The following is an 18,037-nucleotide window of genomic DNA, read 5'->3' as shown; positions in this document are numbered from 1 at the left end:
CTGTTCTGGATCGTCCCTTCTTACTCAACCAGATTGCAGTCGCCAGTTTTTGAGGCTCGGCCTCTCACTGGGCCGGCTTGTAGATCTGGTCGAATATACCACCGTCGCCGAAATGGTAAGGCTGCGCCTTCTTCCAGCCGCCGAATTGCGGGTCGTCGATGGTGACCAGCTTGATCTGCGGCAGCTTGGCGAGATCCTCGGCCGGAACCAGTTCGGGCTTGGCCGGGCGATAATGGTTCTTGGCGATAATGGTCTGGCCTTCCTTCGAATAGAGATAGGAAAGATAGGCTTCGGCCACCTTGCGCGTGCCCTTGGCGTCGACATTGGCGTCGACGACGGCGACCGGCGGCTCGGCCAGGATCGAGGTCGGCGGATATACGATATCGAAATTGTCCGCGCCAAATTCGTCGAGCGCCAGATAAGCGTCGTTCTCCCAACCGATCAGGACGTCACCCAGGCCCTTCTGCGCAAAGGTGACGGTCGAACCGCGCGCGCCACTGTCGAGCACTGGCGCGTTGGCATAGAGCTTGGCGACGAATTCCTTGGTCTTGGCTTCGTCATTGCCGTCATGCGCATTGGCATAGGCCCAGGCCGCCAGGTAGTTCCAGCGCGCGCCGCCGGAGGTCTTCGGATTCGGCGTGATCACCTGCACGCCGTCCTTCACCAGATCGCTCCAGTCATGGATGCCCTTGGGGTTGCCCTTGCGCACCAGGAAGATGATGGTCGAGGTGTAAGGCGCTGAATTGTTTTCGAATTTCTTGCGCCAGTCCGGATTGATCTTCTTCGACTTGGAGACGATGGCGTTGATGTCGCCTTCGAGCGCCAGGGTGACGACATCGGCGTCGAGACCGTCGATCACCGCACGGGCCTGGGCGCCCGATCCGCCATGAGACTGCCGGATGGTGACCGTCTCGCCGGTGTCGGCTTTCCAGTGTGCCGCGAAGGCTTCGTCATAGGCCTTGTAGAGCTCACGTGTCGGGTCATAGGAAACGTTGAGGATGGTCGTTTCGGCAAACGCGAAACCGAGCGTGCCGAACTGGACAGATGTGGCGACCAGCGCGCCGAGCAGTTTCCTGAAATGAGGTTTGGTCATTCCCGCCTCCGTTGAACTGCTACGAACTCTATCAAGTTTATAGAAATTAGATGCATTGATTGTTGCCTTTTTCTTCTCCCCGAAGCAATTTTTCGCCGTGATTGGGCTCTTTGAAGAAATATCTTCCTCTTCCGCTTTGGCTCGGCTCGGCATCAGTCGGCCGAATTAGAATTGGTCAAGGTTAGGGCAATCCCGGCGTACTAATTGGCCGTGACCGGAAAATCGAAACGCTGTTTTGGAAAAGGCTCTTTGGCGAGGGTGAAGTGCCACCATTCGCGCGCATAGTTGCGGAAGCCGGCGGCACGCATGGCGGCAAGCAGCATCTTGCGGTTCGCCGCCGCTTCGGCGGGAAGAGGGCGGTGCGCGCTCTCACTCATTGGATCGAAGCAATCAAAACCGGTGCCGAAGTCGAGTGTCCCGACGTCAGGAGCGCCGCAGGCCGGATGAATATCGCTTCGCTTGCCCAGGTCGGCGATAGCGAGGTCGACGGTCGAGCCGCGCGAATGACCGGACAACTCGCCGACATAGCCCTTGGCGATAAGATCGCCGCGTTCGACCGTCGGATACCATTGCGGATCCGACGGGCCGCCTTCTCGCGTCCATTTGCTCATGTCGGCGACGGCCCGGGCGGGTCGGTAGCAGTCGAAGACGACGAGCGTCAGGCCTTTGTCCGTCATGATTTTCTGGAGGCTGGACAATGCCTTCGCCGCCTGCGCGGTCAGGATGCAGGCCGGAGCGCCATAGCCGTCGACCTTGCGGCGCAGGAAGTTTTCGTGGCCGGCATAGCGGATGTCCTGGCGGATGGTCGGATCGACATCGGTGAGCCTGACGAAGCCGGCGGGCAGGGGGTCGGCAAGGGCTGCAAGGGTGCCGGCGATCGAAAGCAATGCGCAAAACGCAATCTTCTGAATCGCTGGCCGTGTTCTACTCAACGAAAACCTTCACGCTCGCCGCGCGGCCGGCGGCGTCGATCACGGTTAGCGTCGAATAGCCGGTGCCGTCGGGTTGCCAGGTCGCCGTGCGGCGGCGGTCGATGCCGGCGAGCGGCTTGCCGTTGGCGAGCCAGCGGAACGGCGCGCGGCCTCCCTGCAGCTTCAGCACCAGTGGGGTGGCGTCGGCGGAATTGGTGCCGAGGTCGACACGGGCGCCATTGGGCGGGAAGATGATGGTAGGCGCCGGCTCGGTGGCGGTGGCCTGCACCAGCCCGTCGGGCCCGGCGCCGAAGCGAGCAAGCGTCACCGGCAGCTCCTCGCGTTTGGGGTTGAAGACGCCCGGCGGCCGGCCGGGCAGCGGCACGCTGCCAAGGCCGGAACGGACAAAACCCTCGAACAGGATCGGAGCGGCGGAAACATAGCCGGACAGGCCGGGGACAGGGCTCGCGTCGGCGCGGCCGACCCAGACACCCAGCACATAGCGGCCGTCGAAGCCGACGGACCATGCATCGCGATAGCCGTAGGAGGTGCCGGTCTTGTAGGCGATGCCGCGCTGCACGGCGCCTTCCGGCGGCTTCACGCCGGACAGGATATCGTTGATCTGCCAAGCCGCCTGGTCGTCGAGGATGGTGGCTGTTGTGCGTTCGGCATTGGCCGGCTCGGTGCCATCATGCAGCGTATGCATCTTGCCGCCATTGGCGAGCCCCGTATAGAGCTGCACCAGATCGCGCAAGGTCACGCCGACGCCGCCAAGCCCGATCGCAAGGCCCGGCGCTTCGTTGATCGGCAGGATCGGGTTGACGCCGGCCTGGCGGAAGCGAGCCGTCAGCCGCGCCGGACCGACGGCGTCAAGCACGCGGATCGCCGGCACGTTGAGTGACAATTGGAGTGCCTGGCGAATCGAGACGTCGCCCTGGTAGCCCATGTCGAAATTCTTCGGCCGGTAGCCGCCGAAATCGGCCGGACTGTCCTGAATGATCGTTTCCTGCGCCACCAGCCCCTGCTCGAAGGCAAGCCCGTAGATGAACGGCTTCAGCGTCGAGCCAGGCGAGCGAACCACCTTGGTCATGTCGATCCAGCCGGAGCGGCTGGCGTCGAAGAAGTCGGCCGAGCCCACCTCGCCGAGAATATCGCCGGTGCGCGCGTCGGCCATCACCATGGCGATGGAAAGTTTCGGACCCAGGTTCCTGGCGGCATCTCTCGCCACCTGTTCCAGCCCCTGCTGCACGCTCTTGCGGATGGTGAGCTGAAGCGGCTTGCCGGGCGCGGCCTTTGGCAGCATGGCGTAGGAAGTGTGCGCGGCCAGCGCCGGCAGCTTTCTGCGCAGGCCGGAGACGTCGTCCAGTGCCGCGCGCTGCGCTTCGCGCTCGCCGAGCAGGCCGGCCGAAACCATGCGGGTCAGCACGCGGTCGCGAGCAGCGTGCGCGATGTCGAGATTGCGGTCTGGCCGGCGCTTTTCCGGCAATTGCGGCAGGGCCACGAGAAGGGCGGCTTCCGAAACGGTCAGCCGCTTCGGCTCCTTGCCGAAATAGGCGAGAGATGCGGCGCGCACGCCTTCGAGATTGCCGCCATAGGGCGCCAGTGTCAGGTAGCGTTCGAGGATTTCCTGCTTGGTGAGCCGCCGCTCGATTTGGATGGCGCGCAGCATCTGCTTGAGCTTGGAGCCGAGGCCGCGGCTGTCGCGCGGCTCGATCAGCCGGGCAAGCTGCATCGAGAGCGTCGAGCCCCCCGACACGATGTGGCCGCGGGTGACGAGCTGGCCGGCGGCGCGGCAAAGCGCCAGGATGTCGACGCCGCGGTGGTCCCAGAAGCGCTTGTCTTCATAAGTCACCAGCATGTCGACGAATTGCTTGTCGACCTGGTCGAGCCTGGTCTCAAGCCGCCAGTAGCCGTCCGGCGTCGCGAAGGCGCGCAGCAACTGGCCGTCGCGGTCCTGCACTTCGGTCGAGACCGTCAGTTTTGCCGGCAGCGGCGGCGGGAAGGCGCGGTCAAGTTCCCAGAGCGCGGCTAAAGATGCGGCTGCGAAGCCGGCGAGGCATGCGCCCGCGATCGCGGTGCACCTGAAGAATTTCTTGGAGAGCATCGTGCTGCCCCTCATCCACCTGCCGGCACCTTCTCCCCGTACAATGACGGGGAGAAGGGCGACTTTGCTATTCCGCCTTCACCTCCATGACGCCGGTGGCGGTGCGGGCCGAATATTGCGGCCGATACATATCCTCCACCGTCGCCGCCGGATGGGCGTAGGTGCCCGGCGTCACGGCACGCACGACATAGGCCAGCGTGATGTTACGGTCGCCCTCGCCTTCGGTCGGGTTGAAGGCGGCAACGAAACGGTCGTCGCGGAACTCCAGATGCGCGGCGTCGGTCTGCGCCAGCCAGGAGAAGTTGGACAATTGCGCGCTGGACACCAGGCTCGGATTGTCGATCTCGAAGCCGGCCGGCAACAGATCGGTGATCAGGAGCCGCGACGGCCATTTGTTCTGCTCATAGATCTTGAGCACCACGACATAGCGCTCGTTCTGCCTGGCCTCGGTGACGTTGGCCTCAGTACCGTCGAGCTTGTAGTAGGTGCGATCGATGGTGAAGCCGTCGCCGCCGGCGGGCAGCGGATCGACTGGCGCGGCGACCGCCGTGACCACCGCCTGCAGCGGCGTCGCGCCGGTGTTGGCGATGGTGAGCGGGCTATCGACGAGATCGCTCCCGGCGACCTGGTCGGAGTAGCCGCCCGAATGCGGCGCGCCATTGACGGAAAGCGTGATGGAATCATTGCCTTCCTTCAGCGCCCGTGCGGCCAGCAGCATCCAGGATTCGTCCTGCGTGCTCGTCCAGCGGGCATCGGCGCGCGCAACGCCGACCAGCTTGATCAACTGCGGCATGATGCTCGGCACCGGCTTCGATTCCGCCGCCAGCGCCAGCATCGCCGCGCCGTCACGCAACCGCGAACCGTAGTCCGAGCGATACCAGTCGTAGTCGGTTTCCGATTGCGCCAGCCGGAGCGCCGTCTGGAAGGTCGATTCCGAGCGTTGCGTGTCGCCATAGAGCGCTAGGCTTGCCGCCAGTTGTGCGACCGCCATCGGGCTGGAGAAGGCTTCGAGCTGCGTGTCGGCGTAGTAGCGCAGATCGCCAATCGAGGCCTTTTTGTTGCGAGCAAGCACGTAGAGCGCATAGGCGATCTCGCTGCCCTTGTCCTGGACGTCCTGGTCGTAGCCGAGCGAGTTCTGCAGGTTGTTCAGCGCCTGGTTCATCGCCAACGCGGGAACATCATACTTCTCCTCGCGAGCACGTGTCAGGAACTCGCTGACATAGGCGTCGAGCCACAGATCGCCGGAGCCCGGCCCCCACAGACCGAAGCTGCCGCTTGACGACTGGTAGGAGAGCACCTTGTAGATGGCGTCCTGGATGCGTTGATGCAGGTCAGGGTCGCTCTCCATGCCGATGCTCTTGGCCATGTCGTTGACATAGAGCAACGGCATCGCGCGGCTGGTAGTCTGCTCGGCGCAACCGTAGGGATATCGGTCGAGCGACATCAGAAGTGACGGCACGTCGAGCGCGGACGATTGCGACACGCCGACACTGACCGAAGCGCCGTCGAGCACGCTGGCGGAAAGGAGTTCCTTGTCGACCCGCAGCGAGCCGCCATGAGGCTTCAGGTCGACAACCATGCGGTTGGTGACCGGAAGCTGCGCCGGTCGCACCGGCAGATAGAGCGTCTGCTCGACCTGGGTGCCATCAGCATGCGCCAGCTTGACGGTGATGGAGGCATCGCCCGCGATCTTGGCGACCAGCGGGAAAGTGAGCGACTGGCGTTTGCCCTGAGCGAGCGTCAGCTTCTCGGGCAAAGGCTTGTCGCCTGTCGAAAGATCGCCGGTGGTGGTGACCGACAGCGCATAGTCGCCGGCCGGACCGTCAGTGTCTGCGATATCGAGGCGCATGGTCGCCGCATCGCCCGGTGCCAGGAAGCGCGGCAGGCCGGCGGTGATCACCACCGGATCGCGCACGATGACGTCGGTCAGGGCATGGCCGACGGCGTCCTTGGTCCAGGCGACCGCCATGACGCGAACGGTGCCGTTGAACTGCGGGATGTCGAAATCGACGCGCGCCTTGCCGTTGGCGTCGAGCTCGACCGGGCCGGAGAAGAAGGCGATCAGCTTTTCGGTCGGCGGGCTGCCTTGCGCCTGCATGTTCGCCCCGTCGCCGCCGGTCCGTATCTTGCCCATGGTGCCGAGCGAGCCATCGATCAGGCGTCCGTAGAGATCGCGGATCTCAAGCCCCAGCATGCGTTGGCCGAAGAACCAGTCCTCCGGATCGGGCGCCTTGTAATTGGTGAGGTTGAGGATGCCGACATCGACGGCCGCCACCATCACATAGGCGTTGGCGCCGGCCTGGGCGCCGTTCACAGCAACGGGGATCGACAGTTGCTGGCGCGGCATCGTCTTTTCGGGCGGCGTCAGCGTGACCGCCAGCTTCTTCGAGCCCGGATCCACAGCTAGCCATTTGACGCCGATGGCGCGGGCCGGCATCCGCGATTCCTGCGCATCGCCGGGCCGGAACAGGGTCGCCGTGACATAGGCGCCGGCGCCCCAGTCGTCGCCGACCGGGATGTCGACCGTGCTGCCGCCGGCCGGCACCGAAGCGGTGACGGTCTTCAACAGCTTCTCGGCACCGATGGTGACCAGAAGTTCGCCGGCAAAATGCGGCGAGACCTTCAGCTTGGCGACATCGCCGGCGGCGTAAGTATCCTTGTCGAGGGCGATCTCCAGGCCGTCGGGGGTCTCGGTCGTGGTCGAGGCGACATACCAGCCGGCATCGAACTCATAGCTGGTCGCCGGCCCGTTCGGGTCGGCCGTCTCGACCTCGAGCCGGTAGCGGCCCCAGTCGACGGGCAGGGACACGGTCGCCTCGCCATCGGCCTTGAGATCGAGCGCGCCATTGGCGACAGCCTTGGTGAGGTTCACTGCCTCGTAGTTCCAGGAATTGTTGGAGCGGTACCACTGATAGTTGCGCTCGACCTTGACCAGCGACCACTGGGCACCTTTCAGGTCCTCGCGCTTGCCGTTCGGATCGACGGCGATGATGCTAAACTTGGCCGTGCCGCCCTGCGGCACCTCATCGCCTTCGAAATCCGGGCGGATGCCGATGACGTCGCGCTGCGGGCGAACGCCGATGTCGAGCGAGCGCTCGACGGCACGACCGCCGGCCTCGCGCATGCGCACCGTGACCTTGGCGTTGACCAGCTTGGTGGTCGACGGCAGCTTGTCGATGGTGATCGGGAAGGTCGCCTTGCCATCGTTGCCGACGACGGGAAGATTGGCGAGGGGCGTCACGGTCGGCTCGCTCGACTGCTCGTCGGCGAGGCCGAAGGTGAAGTCCTTGAAGTTGTCCCAGCTGCTCGTGGTCGACAAAGTCATCTCGCCTTCGAGCGCCAGGCCCGCGGCCGGCGCGCCGTAGAGGAAGCGGCCGTCCACCGTGGCGTTGGCGGTTTCGCCCTGGGCGATCTCCTTCTTGTCGGCGGTCAGGTCGAACTCGATGCGATCCGGCACGAAGTCTTCCACCAGGAACATCTGCCTGGCGACCGGCGACTGCTTGGGATCGGTGTAGATCGACACCGTCCAGGTGCCGCGCATGGCGTTGGTCTCGAGCGGCAGGTCTACGGCATAGCCGCCGGCGGACTCGCCGTTGCTGACGATGCGGCGGTTCTCGACGCCGTCGGGCCGGGTGAAGATGAAGGTCAGCGGCAGCTTCTCGACCGCCTTGGCGGCGCCGTCACGGGCGAGAGCCGCGACGTGAACATCCTCGCCGGCGCGGTAGATGCCGCGCTCCGTCCAGGCATAGACGTCGAGCGCGCCCGGCGAGGCACGTCCCTCGACGCCGCGATCCGACAGGTCGAAGCCGGCTTTGCCCATATCGAGGAAGACGAAATCGTTGTCGCCCTGCCTGGCCATCAGCACGGCCGGTACCATGCCGTTTTCGCCTCGGGTGAGGCCCGGATTGAAGACAGCGTGGCCCTCGGCATCGGTGGTCGCCGTGCCAAGGATTTCGTTGTTCCTGGCAAGCAATGTCAGTTCGGCGCCGGAAATCGGCTTGGCGGAGCCCAGCGAACGGGCAAAGACGTTGAGGCCATCCTGGCCGGTATAGGTGGAGAGGCCGATATCGGAGACCACGAACCACTGCGTGGCGCGTGAACCATAGTCGTCGCTCTTGTCGTTGACAGGCTGCGCGGTTAGCACATAGACGCCCGGCTTGCGCTCCGGGATCGCCTCATCCACCGGGAACGAAGTGGTAACCTCCTTATTGAGATCATTGGCGATATCGAGCGTGCCCGACCAGACGGGGGCGCCCATCTGGTCCGAAATGGTGGAGATGTCGTAGCCGTCGAGCTGATGCAGGAACTGATAGCCGGACAAAAGCTGCGCCAGCGAACGGTCGCCAATGCGATAGAGCGTCATCTTGGCGGCATTCATGTTGACGGTGACGACCGGAATGCCGCGACGGGCGCCTGCCGGCAGCACGAAGCTGTCGCCGGTGAACCGGGCGGACGGAGCACGGTCCTGGACGTAGATCGACAGCACGACGGGCGCGGCGATCGTTTCGCCGATCGCCGCCGGCAAGCCGGCGCGGAAGGTCACGTCATAATGCTGGCCGTGTTCCAGGCCCTCGACGCAAATCTGCTTGTCCTTGGCCTCGACGGCCTTGGGCGCGGCGTTGTCGACGGTCACGAACTGCGCATAGTCGATGCCGGTCTTGACCAGTTCCTCGGAAAATTGGGCGCAGATGCGCGGCGAGGAGGAATCGGCATCGACAGTGTGCTCGACGACCCGGAAACCTTTGCGCGCCTTGAGATCGGCATAGTCGGCCTGGACCGCCGGCGAGCTCACCAGCGCAAGGCTCGCATCATAGGCCTGAAGCGACGGCCGGTAGAGGTCGCGCTTGTCGAGGCCGGCGGCAAGCAGCGCCAGCGCCTGGGCGCGGGTCTTTGCCGTGCGCACCAGCTTGTAGGCGTTGTAGGCCGCCGATGTGGCGTTCATCGGGAACGTCGCGGGTTCGGTGGTGTTCGACGCCGGCTCCACGGCGAGTACCTCGCGCGCCAGGGCCAGCCAGAGCGCACCGTCATCGGGCAGGACCGAGATTGCGGCCTGGTATTTCTGCATGGCAAGGCGATGGTCGCCGGTGAGCGAGGCCTGCTCGGCGGCAGCCTGCAGCGCAGCAAAGCCTTCGGTCGGCTTGTCATAGGCCGGGTCGGTCAGCTTGTTGCGGAACTGCTGGGCCTGGTCGGCCATCCAGTTCGGGAAAAACGCCAGGGCCGGCGGAGCGCCGATATCGGGGTCGCCATCGACATTGGCGACCTTGCCGGCGACAGCGCCGGTGAAGGATTTCAACTGGTTATAGTCGGATTTGAGAAAGCACCATTTGGCCTTGGTGTTGTAGGTGAAGGCGCGGCAGGCGGTGTCGCCAAGGCATGCGGTCTTGCATTGGTCGAGGCTGACATTCTGCTCCGACCTGAGGTCGAAACCGAAATAGTCGGAATTGTCGGTTGTGACGATTCGCCGGGCTTCGGCCGCAAATGCCGCCCCGCCCAGGGCGAAGAAGATGAGAAGAAGGAAAGAGAGACCACGAGCCGCGCGCATTGCCATACCACCCTCCAGACATCGCCAGCGTCCGGGCATGATCAAGCTTCATGCAGGCTTGTCAACGCCGGAGCGCCGCAGGTTATTCACCCGCGAACGGTTTCCATGCCGGCCAAAGGCCGGTATTCCGACAGAACCTCTGTGAGACGGATCACACTTTCTTGCGAAAATGCAAAAGGTGTGAATTCCAAGCCCGGTCCATTTCAGACAATTGGATTGTGGCCCCTTTACGAACGTTGCGGAACTTCATTCCAATTTTAGTTTTGTCGACTAGGTTGTCTTAATGCCGGCGCATGAAACGCAGATGTCAGGAGGGGTCGTCGCGCCAGGGCGCGGGCTTCCGCGCGCCCTGCTTTTCGCGCTTTTTTGCGCCACAATGCTGGCCGGGGAGGTACGGCAGGCGGCGGCTTTCGAGATTTTCGGCATCAAGCTTTGGGGCTCGTCCAAGGACGAGGACGCCGACATTGTCGACCCGCTGCGCTATTCGGTGACGATAAATGCGCCTGACGCCGACAAGGATCTCGTCAAGAGGCTCGAAAACGCCTCGGCGCTGAAGAGTGACGAGGACCATCCGGTGTCGGGATCGCTCGGCCTGATGGCCAAGGCGCGCGGCGACCGCGAACAGCTTGTCGCAGCCCTTTATGCCGATGCCCGCTACGAGGGCGTGGTCACCATCACGATCGAGGGCAAGTCGATCGACGAGTTGCCGCCAGATGCCGAATTCAAGGGGCCGCAGCCCATTCCTGTGGTCATTACGGTTGCTCCCGGGGCGAAATTCACACTTGGCAACATCCGGCTGAAGGGCGATGCGGCGGGGTTGGCGGCGGCCGATTTCGGCCTGATCGCCGGCGGAGATGCCGGATCCGGCGCGGTGCTCAAGGCCGAAGCGCTGGTCGTGCGGGCACTGAAGGAAGAGGGCAGGCCGCTCGCCAAGGTCACGGACCGAGAGATCGTCGCCGAGCACTCCAGCTCGACGCTGGACGTGACGCTGACGGTTGCGGCCGGTCCAATCGCCGGTTATGGCGACACGACGGTCGAGGGCACGGAAAAGGTCGATCGCGACTTCACCGAATACATGACAGGTCTGAAGCGGGGCCAGCAATATTCGCCGCAGGAAATCGACGATGCCCGCGACCGGCTGCTCGGCCTCGAGGTCTTCAACAGCGTGACCATCAAGGAAGGCGACAGCCTCGACGCCAACGGCAATATCCCGATCGATGTCCAGGTCAGCGAGCGCAAGCCGCGCTTCTTTGGCCTCGGCGGCACGTTTTCGAATACCGAAGGCCTGGGGCTCGAAGGCTATTGGGGACACCGCAACCTGTTCGGCCAGGCCGAGAAGCTGCGTATCGACGGGTCGATCAGCGGCATCGGCAGCAACAGCATTTCGGCGCTCAATTACAATGCCGGCGTCATGTTCGAGAAGCCGGGCGTGCTCGGGCCGACGTCGAAATTCTTCACCGGCGTCAAGACGGTGTTCGAACATCCGGACGCCTACGACCATTTCTCTGTAAAGGGCGACGTGGGCGTTTCCTACGACCTCGACAAGAAGCAGAGGGTCTCGGCCGAATTCGACCTTGATTATTCGAGGATCACCGACGCCTTCGGCAAGCATTCCTATCTGATCGCCAGCGTGCCGCTGCAATATGTCTATGACAGCCGCGACAACAAGCTCAACCCGACCAGGGGGTTCCGCTTCCTCGCCTATGCTGAACCGAGCTATGACATATTGAACGGCGCGACATTCCTGAAGCTGAAGGGCGAGGGGTACACCTACCAGTCGCTCGACACAGCGAGCCGGTTCGTGCTCGCCGAACGCGCGACGCTTGGCTCGATCGTCGGCACCGGGTTGCAGAACGTGCCCGCCGACCGGCGCTTCTATTCCGGCGGCGGCGGCTCGGTGCGCGGCTATTCCTATCAGGGCATCGGCCCGAAGGACATCAACGGCCAGCCGATCGGCGGTCTTTCATTCTTCGAAACCTCGGTGGAGATGCGCATCGGCGTCACCGACACGATCGGCATAGTTCCGTTCGTCGATGCTGGCACCGTCTCGACCAAATCCTTCCCGGATTTCTCGAATGTGAAGGTCGGCGCCGGCGTCGGCCTGCGCTACATCACGCCGTTCGGGCCGCTGCGCATCGACGCAGCCGTACCGCTCAACCGCGATCCGGGCGATCCGCATTTCGGGATCTATGCCGGCATCGGCCAGGCGTTCTGACGATGAAGATCTTTTGGCGCATCCTCCGCATCTTTATCTACACGCTGTTTCTGCTGCTGGTGGTGGCGATCGGCGCTCTCGTCGTCCTGACCGGCACCGAAGGGGGACGCCAGAACCTCGCCGGCCTGATTTCCAAGATGGCTTCGAACGAGGATCGTAAGGTCACCGTCGCCGGTATCGAAGGCATCTGGTCGGGCGCGCTCAGGGTCGATCATGTCGTGCTCGAAGATCGTGCGGGCCCCTGGATGGTGGCACGTAAGGTGGCGCTGGACTGGTCGCCGACGGCGCTGCTCTCCTGGAATTTCAACGCCGACCGCTTCGCCGCCGAGCGGATCGAACTGGCGCGGCTGCCGCAGCCGAGCCAGCAGCCATCGCAAGGCGGCTCGTCCAGCCTGCCGGTTTCGATCGACGTGAGGCAGATAGACCTGCCGGAGATCGCGCTTGGACAGGAGCTTGCCGGCAGTGGCATCGCCGAGCTGGCCGCGAAAGGCTCGCTCAAGGCCGATCCGTCGCCTCTGGCGATCGAAAGCGTGCTGAACGTCTCCCGCCATGACGGCAAGCAAGGCAATGTCGACGCCAAGATCCACTTCGCGCCGACCGACAACAAGCTCGACCTCGATCTCAAGGCGTCCGAGCCGGCTGGCGGCATCATCGCCAATCTGCTCAAGCTGCCGGATGCGCCGCCGGTCAACGTCGTGGTTTCCGGAAGCGGGCCTTTGGCCAACTGGAGCGGCGTCGGCACTTTCATGGTCGACGGCCGGATCATCAGCCAACTGACCGGCCGGCATCAACTCACCGACAAGGGCCACCGCATCGAGGCCCAGGGCGACGGCCAGTTCGAAGGGTTCCTCCCGGACAAGATAAAGTCGCTCTTTGCCGGCAAGACGAGCTTCGACGTCGCCGGGACGGCGACCACAGCGGGCGGGGTCGATATCGAGCGCGCCACCATAGAGAGCGATACGGTGCACGGCACCGCAACCGGCAATGTCGATCCGAAGGGCGCCAGCGACCTGGCCGTCGAGCTTGCCGCCAAGGACAAGCCGGTCACCGTCGATGTCGGCAACAGCGCGGTGCCCATCCTGGTCGCCGTGCAGAAGGCCACGGTGCGCGCCTTCGGCGACGGCAAGGCGCCGACGGTCGATATCGGCGCGTCGCTCACCTCGGTCGCCGTTGGCGGCACGCAGCTCAACAATATTACAGGCGCGATCCATTCCGACGGCTTCGACATCGAAAACCGCAGCGGACCGGTGAGCATCCAGCTCGCCGCCGCCGGGCTGAAGACCGATGTAGCGACGCTGGCGCCGCTGGTGACCGGCAAGCTCTCCGCGGATCTTTCCGGCACGATCAGTCGCGATACCGTGACCATCGACAAAGGCAGCTTGCGCAGCGATGCGCTCAATGCCGGGCTGACGGCAAATGTGGCGCTGGCCGACCTGTCGATGACGCTGAAGATGAATGCCGACGCCGCCTCGAAGGCCCTACCGCCGCAGATCAGCTCGCTGCTCGGCGAGCGGGTGAAATTCTCGGCCACCGCCACGCGCGATCCGCAAGGCGCGTTTGCCGCCAACTCGCTGGAGATCAGCTCCGGCTCGCTCAGCGCCAGCGGCACCGGCAGCATGCAGGGATCGGACCTCCAGGCCAGCGTCAAGGGCACGCTGGGCGATGTCTCGCCGCTGTCGTCGCTCGCCGGCACGCCGCTCGCGGGCGGGGTCAATTTCGCGCTGAGCGCAAGCGGTCCGCGCCTTGCGCCGGATTTCACGGTGTCCGCCGACAGCGCCAGCCTGACGGCGGCCGGCCGTACGGTGAAGGACATCAAGCTCTCGGCCAAGGGCAAGGCCGATGTCGCCAATCCGACCGCCGACGTCTCGCTGACCGGCAACGTCGAGGGGCAGGCGCTCGACATAGAGGCTTCGCTGGTGACCGCCGACGGCAAGCGCTCGATCAAAGGGCTCAGCCTGGCGCTCGGCGACAACAAGGTTTCAGGCGATCTCGCGCTCGACGACAAGTTCCTGCCGCTCGGCACGCTGACGCTTGCCGTACCCGACATCGGACCGCTCGCGGCGCTCGCAAACCAGGCCGCAACCGGCGACATCAACGGCACGATCGCCTTCGCCAAGGAGGGCGATGCGCCGACCGTCACCATCAAGGCGGCCAGCGCCTCGATCGCGCGCGGCGAACTGGCGGCAAAGGCCATCACCGTCAACGCGCTGATCGCAAACTATCTCAAGGGGCCGGCGATCTCGGGCACGATCAAGGCGGACAATGTGACCTCGGGCAGCACGGTAATCAGCGACATCGGTATCGATCTGAAGCGCGACGGTGACTGGACCAACTTTGCCGGCGGCGCCACCGCGTCCGGGATTCCGGCCACTGCCACGGGGCGGGTAAAGATCGCCAACGGCACGACAAGCGTGGAGATCGCTTCCGGCGAAGCGACGGTGCGCGGCATCAAGGCGGCCATCGCCGAGCCCTCCAGCCTCTCCATTGCCGATGGCGTGACGACAATCGAGAAGCTCGCGCTCAACCTCGGCGGCGGCTCGGCGACGGTTTCCGGCAGCGCCGGCCAGACGCTGGACCTGACGACGAATCTCGCCAACCTGCCGCTGGCGCTCGGCAATGACTTCGTGCCCGGCCTCGACGGGGCCGGAACGCTTGAGGGCACCGCACACGTCACGGGTCCATCGTCCAACCCCGACATTCAGTTCAACGCCAAGGTGGCGGGCGCCGAGACCAGTCAGACCCGGCAGGCAGGGCTCGGGCCGCTCGATCTCGATGCCGCCGGCCGCTATACGCTGGCGGGCGGCGTCGCGCTGGACCACGCCACGCTTTCGGGCGACAAGATTTCAGGCAAGGCCGCCGGCACCCTCAATCCCAATGGCGCCAGCGACTTCTCCCTCGACCTTTTATCATCGGGGCCCAGCTTGCCGTTGACGGTCGGCAGCGCGGAAAGCCCGGTCAAGGTCGAAGTCCAGTCGTTGTCGGCGAAGATGGCGGGCGAAAGCGCGCAAGCGCGGCTGGATGTGTCCGCGATCCTGCCGTCCATCGTTGCCAGCCAGGCGAAGGTGGACGGTCTCACCCTGGCGCTGCATTCGGATGCCTTCGACCTCAAGGGACGGGCAGGCCCGGTTTCCGGCACGGTCTCGGTGGACAGGATCGGCCTCGACAATCCGTTGATCGCGCCGCTGATCGCCGGCAAGGTGATCGCCAAGGTCCACGGCCGGCTGGCACCCGATTCGGTCTCCGTCAACAGCAGCTCCTTGACGAGCGATGCGCTCAACAGCCAGGTCGCCGGCCGGATATCGCTGGGCGACGGCGCCATCGACCTCAATATGAAGGCCGATGTCGCGTCTTCGGCCTTGCCGGCGGCGGTGCGCGGCATGCTTGGCGAGACCGCGCAGTTGAGCGGTGCGCTGAAGCGCGATGCCAATGGCAATGTCAATATCGACGGCCTGAAGCTCAATTCTGGCGCGCTCAGCGCCGATGGGCAGGCGAGCCTTGCCGACGGCAAGCTGGCCGCCGGCATCAGGGGCGCGTTGAGCGATGTTTCGGGGCTCTCGAAGGACGCCAAGGGCGCCATCGCTTTCGCCCTCAACGCGCAAGGCCCGGTCACCGCGCCCGACCTGTCGATGACGGTGGACAGCGACCGGCTCCTCGTGGCGTCGCGCGAGATCACCGGACTGAAGCTGACGGCCACCGGCAAGGCCGATGCCGCCAATCCGGCAGCCAATGTGCAGCTCACCGGCATTGTCGCCGGGCAGAATTTGCAAGGCAGCGCCGTGCTCGCCACGACCAATGGCAGCCGCGCGATCAACGGGCTTCTGCTGTCGCTCGGAGCGAACAAGATTTCCGGCGATCTCCTGCTCGACGATGCTTTCGTGCCGGTCGGCACCGTTTCGCTCGACCTGCCAGATATCGGGCCGCTCGCCGCGCTGGCCTTGGAAAAGGCCGAAGGCAATGTGCGCGGCACGATCGCCTTTACCAAGGCGGCCAACGGGCCGAATGTCGCGGTCAAAGCGGACAGCTCGGAGATCAAGCGCGGCGATCTTTCCGCCAGGAATGTCGCAATCGACGCGCAGATCGCGAACTATACGGCAGCACCGGTGATCGCCGGCACGGTGCGGGCGGAGAGCGTGACTTCCGGCGGCACCGCCATTACAGGCATCGATGTCGATCTCAAGCGCGACGGCGACTGGACCGGTTTTTCGGGCGGGGCCACCGTCAAGAACATCCCGGCCAAGGCGGCCGGCCGGGTGAAAGTGGCGAACGGCACGACGACAATCGAGCTCGCCTCCGGCCAGGCGACGGTGCAGGGCGTCAAGGCGGCGATCGCGCAGGCCTCGACGGTGACCATCGCCAATGGCGTGACGACGCTCGACCGGCTGGTGCTCAACCTCGGCGGCGGCACGGCGACGGTGACGGGCAAAGTCGCGCAGGCGCTCGACATCAACGCCAACCTGGCTCGGGTGCCGATCTCGCTCGCCAACAGTTTCTCGCCGGGTCTCGACGCGGCCGGCTCGATCTCGGGCACGGTCAAGGTGACCGGCCAGCCTTCGACCCCCTCGGTCGCCTTCAAGATCGATGCCGCCGGCGTGCAGACCTCGCAGACGCGTGGCGCCGGGCTCGGCGGCATGAATGTGTCGTCGTCGGGCACTTTTGCCGGCAACAAGCTTGCTTTCGACGCCAACATCAGCGACGGCGCCGGCCTCGGCCTCAAGGGCGGCGGCTCGGTGACGACGGCCGGCACGCCGACCTTGGCGCTCGACTTCAACGGCAAGGTGCCGTTCTCCTTCCTGGCCGCAAAGCTTGCCGCGCAAGGGCTGGCGCTCAACGGCACCGCCAATGTCGATGTGCAGGTGCGTGGTCCTGCGTCTGCGCCTGTTATCAGCGGCAAAGTCACGACATCCGGCGCGCGCCTTATCGATGCGCGCTCCGGCCTGGCGGTGAACGACATCGCCGCCGACGTCTCGATCGGCGGCGGGGTGGCCAGGATCAACAGCCTGACCGGCACGCTGTCGACGCGCGGCAAGCTGTCGGCGAGCGGCACCGTGGGCATCACGCCGGCGCAGGGCTTCCCGGCCGACCTGTCGATCAAGCTCACCGACGGCCGCTATACCGACGGCCGGGTGGTGACCGCCAATCTCGGCGGCGACCTGACCGTCAAAGGGCCGCTCGTCTCGGCGCCGGTGATTGCCGGCACGATCAGCCTGGCGAGGACGGTCATCACCGTGCCGGAACGGCTGCCGGGGTCGCTTTCGGCGTTGGATGTGAAACACAAGAACGCGCCGGCGTCCGTGCGGGCGCAGGACAAGGCGCTGCGCCCGGCGACGTCCAGCGGCAGCAGCAAGGGCGGCAGCGGCCTGACGCTCGACGTGACGGTCAATGCGCCGAACCAGATTTTCATCCAGGGCCGGGGCGTCGATGCCGAACTGGGCGGATCGCTCAAGCTGACCGGCCCGGCGTCGTCGCCGCAGGCCGTAGGCACGTTCACCTTGCAGCGTGGGCGGCTAACGATTCTCGCCAAGCGGCTGACATTCACAGAGGGTACGGTCGGGTTCCAGGGATCGCTGGTGCCTTACCTCAATCTCACAGCGACGACGACGACAAGCAGCGCCACCGTGACAATCGTGGTGTCCGGCGAGGCGACCAATCCGAAATTCAACTTCTCCTCTGTTCCGGCGCTGCCGGAGGATGAGGTGCTGGCACAGCTTATCTTCGGCCGCTCGATGTCTAACCTTTCGCCGCTGCAGATTGCCCAGCTCGCCGATGCTGCCGCGCAATTGGCAGGCGCTGGCGGCACGACCTCGCTGCTTGACAATTTGCGCAACGCCATTGGCATCGATGATCTCGACGTGACGACGGATGAGAAGGGCGGCACCGCTGTTTCTGCCGGCAAGTACCTCAATGACCGCACCTATGTGACCATACAGAAGGGCGACAAACCAGGTTCCGGCAAGGCGACGATCGACCTCAATGTCGGTCGCGGCGTTAAGCTGCGCGGAGAAGCCAACGACGCCGGCGAAGCCAAGGGCGGCGTCTTTTACGAACGCGAATATTGAGGTTGTGCCGCGCCGCATGGGCCAGGCGAACCAGGAGTCGACCGCCGGCACGGGACTCCTATCCTTATAAAATGTATTGATTTAATCGCCCCCGGCGATTTTTTTGGAAATGCGTG

The 18,037-nt window shown here is 64.7% G+C and carries 6 protein-coding genes; 2 read left to right on the top strand and 4 right to left on the bottom strand.

All coding sequences use genetic code 11. The features are described 5' to 3' along the window. Positions 1-64: 64 nt before the first annotated feature. The 4 genes from P9272_RS11255 to P9272_RS11240 form a co-directional block, all read right to left on the bottom strand. Complete coding sequence (locus P9272_RS11255; RefSeq protein WP_278160591.1) at positions 65-1,093, bottom strand: sulfate ABC transporter substrate-binding protein; 1,029 nt, start codon at positions 1,091-1,093, stop codon at positions 65-67. A gap of 200 nt (positions 1,094-1,293) precedes the next feature. Further along, positions 1,294-1,980, bottom strand: coding sequence for a M15 family metallopeptidase (locus P9272_RS11250; protein WP_278160590.1), 687 nt, complete (start codon positions 1,978-1,980; stop codon positions 1,294-1,296). 37 nt (positions 1,981-2,017) lie between these two features. Then, complete coding sequence (gene pbpC, locus P9272_RS11245) at positions 2,018-4,108, bottom strand: penicillin-binding protein 1C (protein WP_278160589.1); 2,091 nt, start codon at positions 4,106-4,108, stop codon at positions 2,018-2,020. Between the two features lie 67 nt (positions 4,109-4,175). After that, positions 4,176-9,656: an alpha-2-macroglobulin family protein gene (locus tag P9272_RS11240; protein ID WP_278160588.1), complete on the bottom strand. Its 5,481-nt coding sequence runs from the start codon at positions 9,654-9,656 to the stop codon at positions 4,176-4,178. A gap of 277 nt (positions 9,657-9,933) precedes the next feature. Between P9272_RS11240 and P9272_RS11235 the strand changes: the two genes are divergently transcribed. Together P9272_RS11235 and P9272_RS11230 are read left to right on the top strand one after the other, a co-directional pair. Then, the gene (locus tag P9272_RS11235; RefSeq protein ID WP_128256428.1) at positions 9,934-11,865 is read left to right on the top strand and encodes an autotransporter assembly complex family protein; all 1,932 of its coding nucleotides are present in this window, start codon (positions 9,934-9,936) and stop codon (positions 11,863-11,865) included. A 2-nt stretch (positions 11,866-11,867) separates the two neighbouring features. Continuing rightward, a complete protein-coding gene (locus tag P9272_RS11230) occupies positions 11,868-17,921 on the top strand; it encodes a translocation/assembly module TamB domain-containing protein (protein WP_278160587.1) in 6,054 nt (2,017 codons plus the stop codon). Positions 17,922-18,037 lie beyond the last annotated feature (116 nt).

The organism is Mesorhizobium sp. WSM4976 (genome assembly GCF_029625685.1).
Classification (GTDB): Bacteria; Pseudomonadota; Alphaproteobacteria; order Rhizobiales; family Rhizobiaceae; genus Mesorhizobium.
This window is presented reverse-complemented; position numbering and strand designations above follow the sequence as displayed.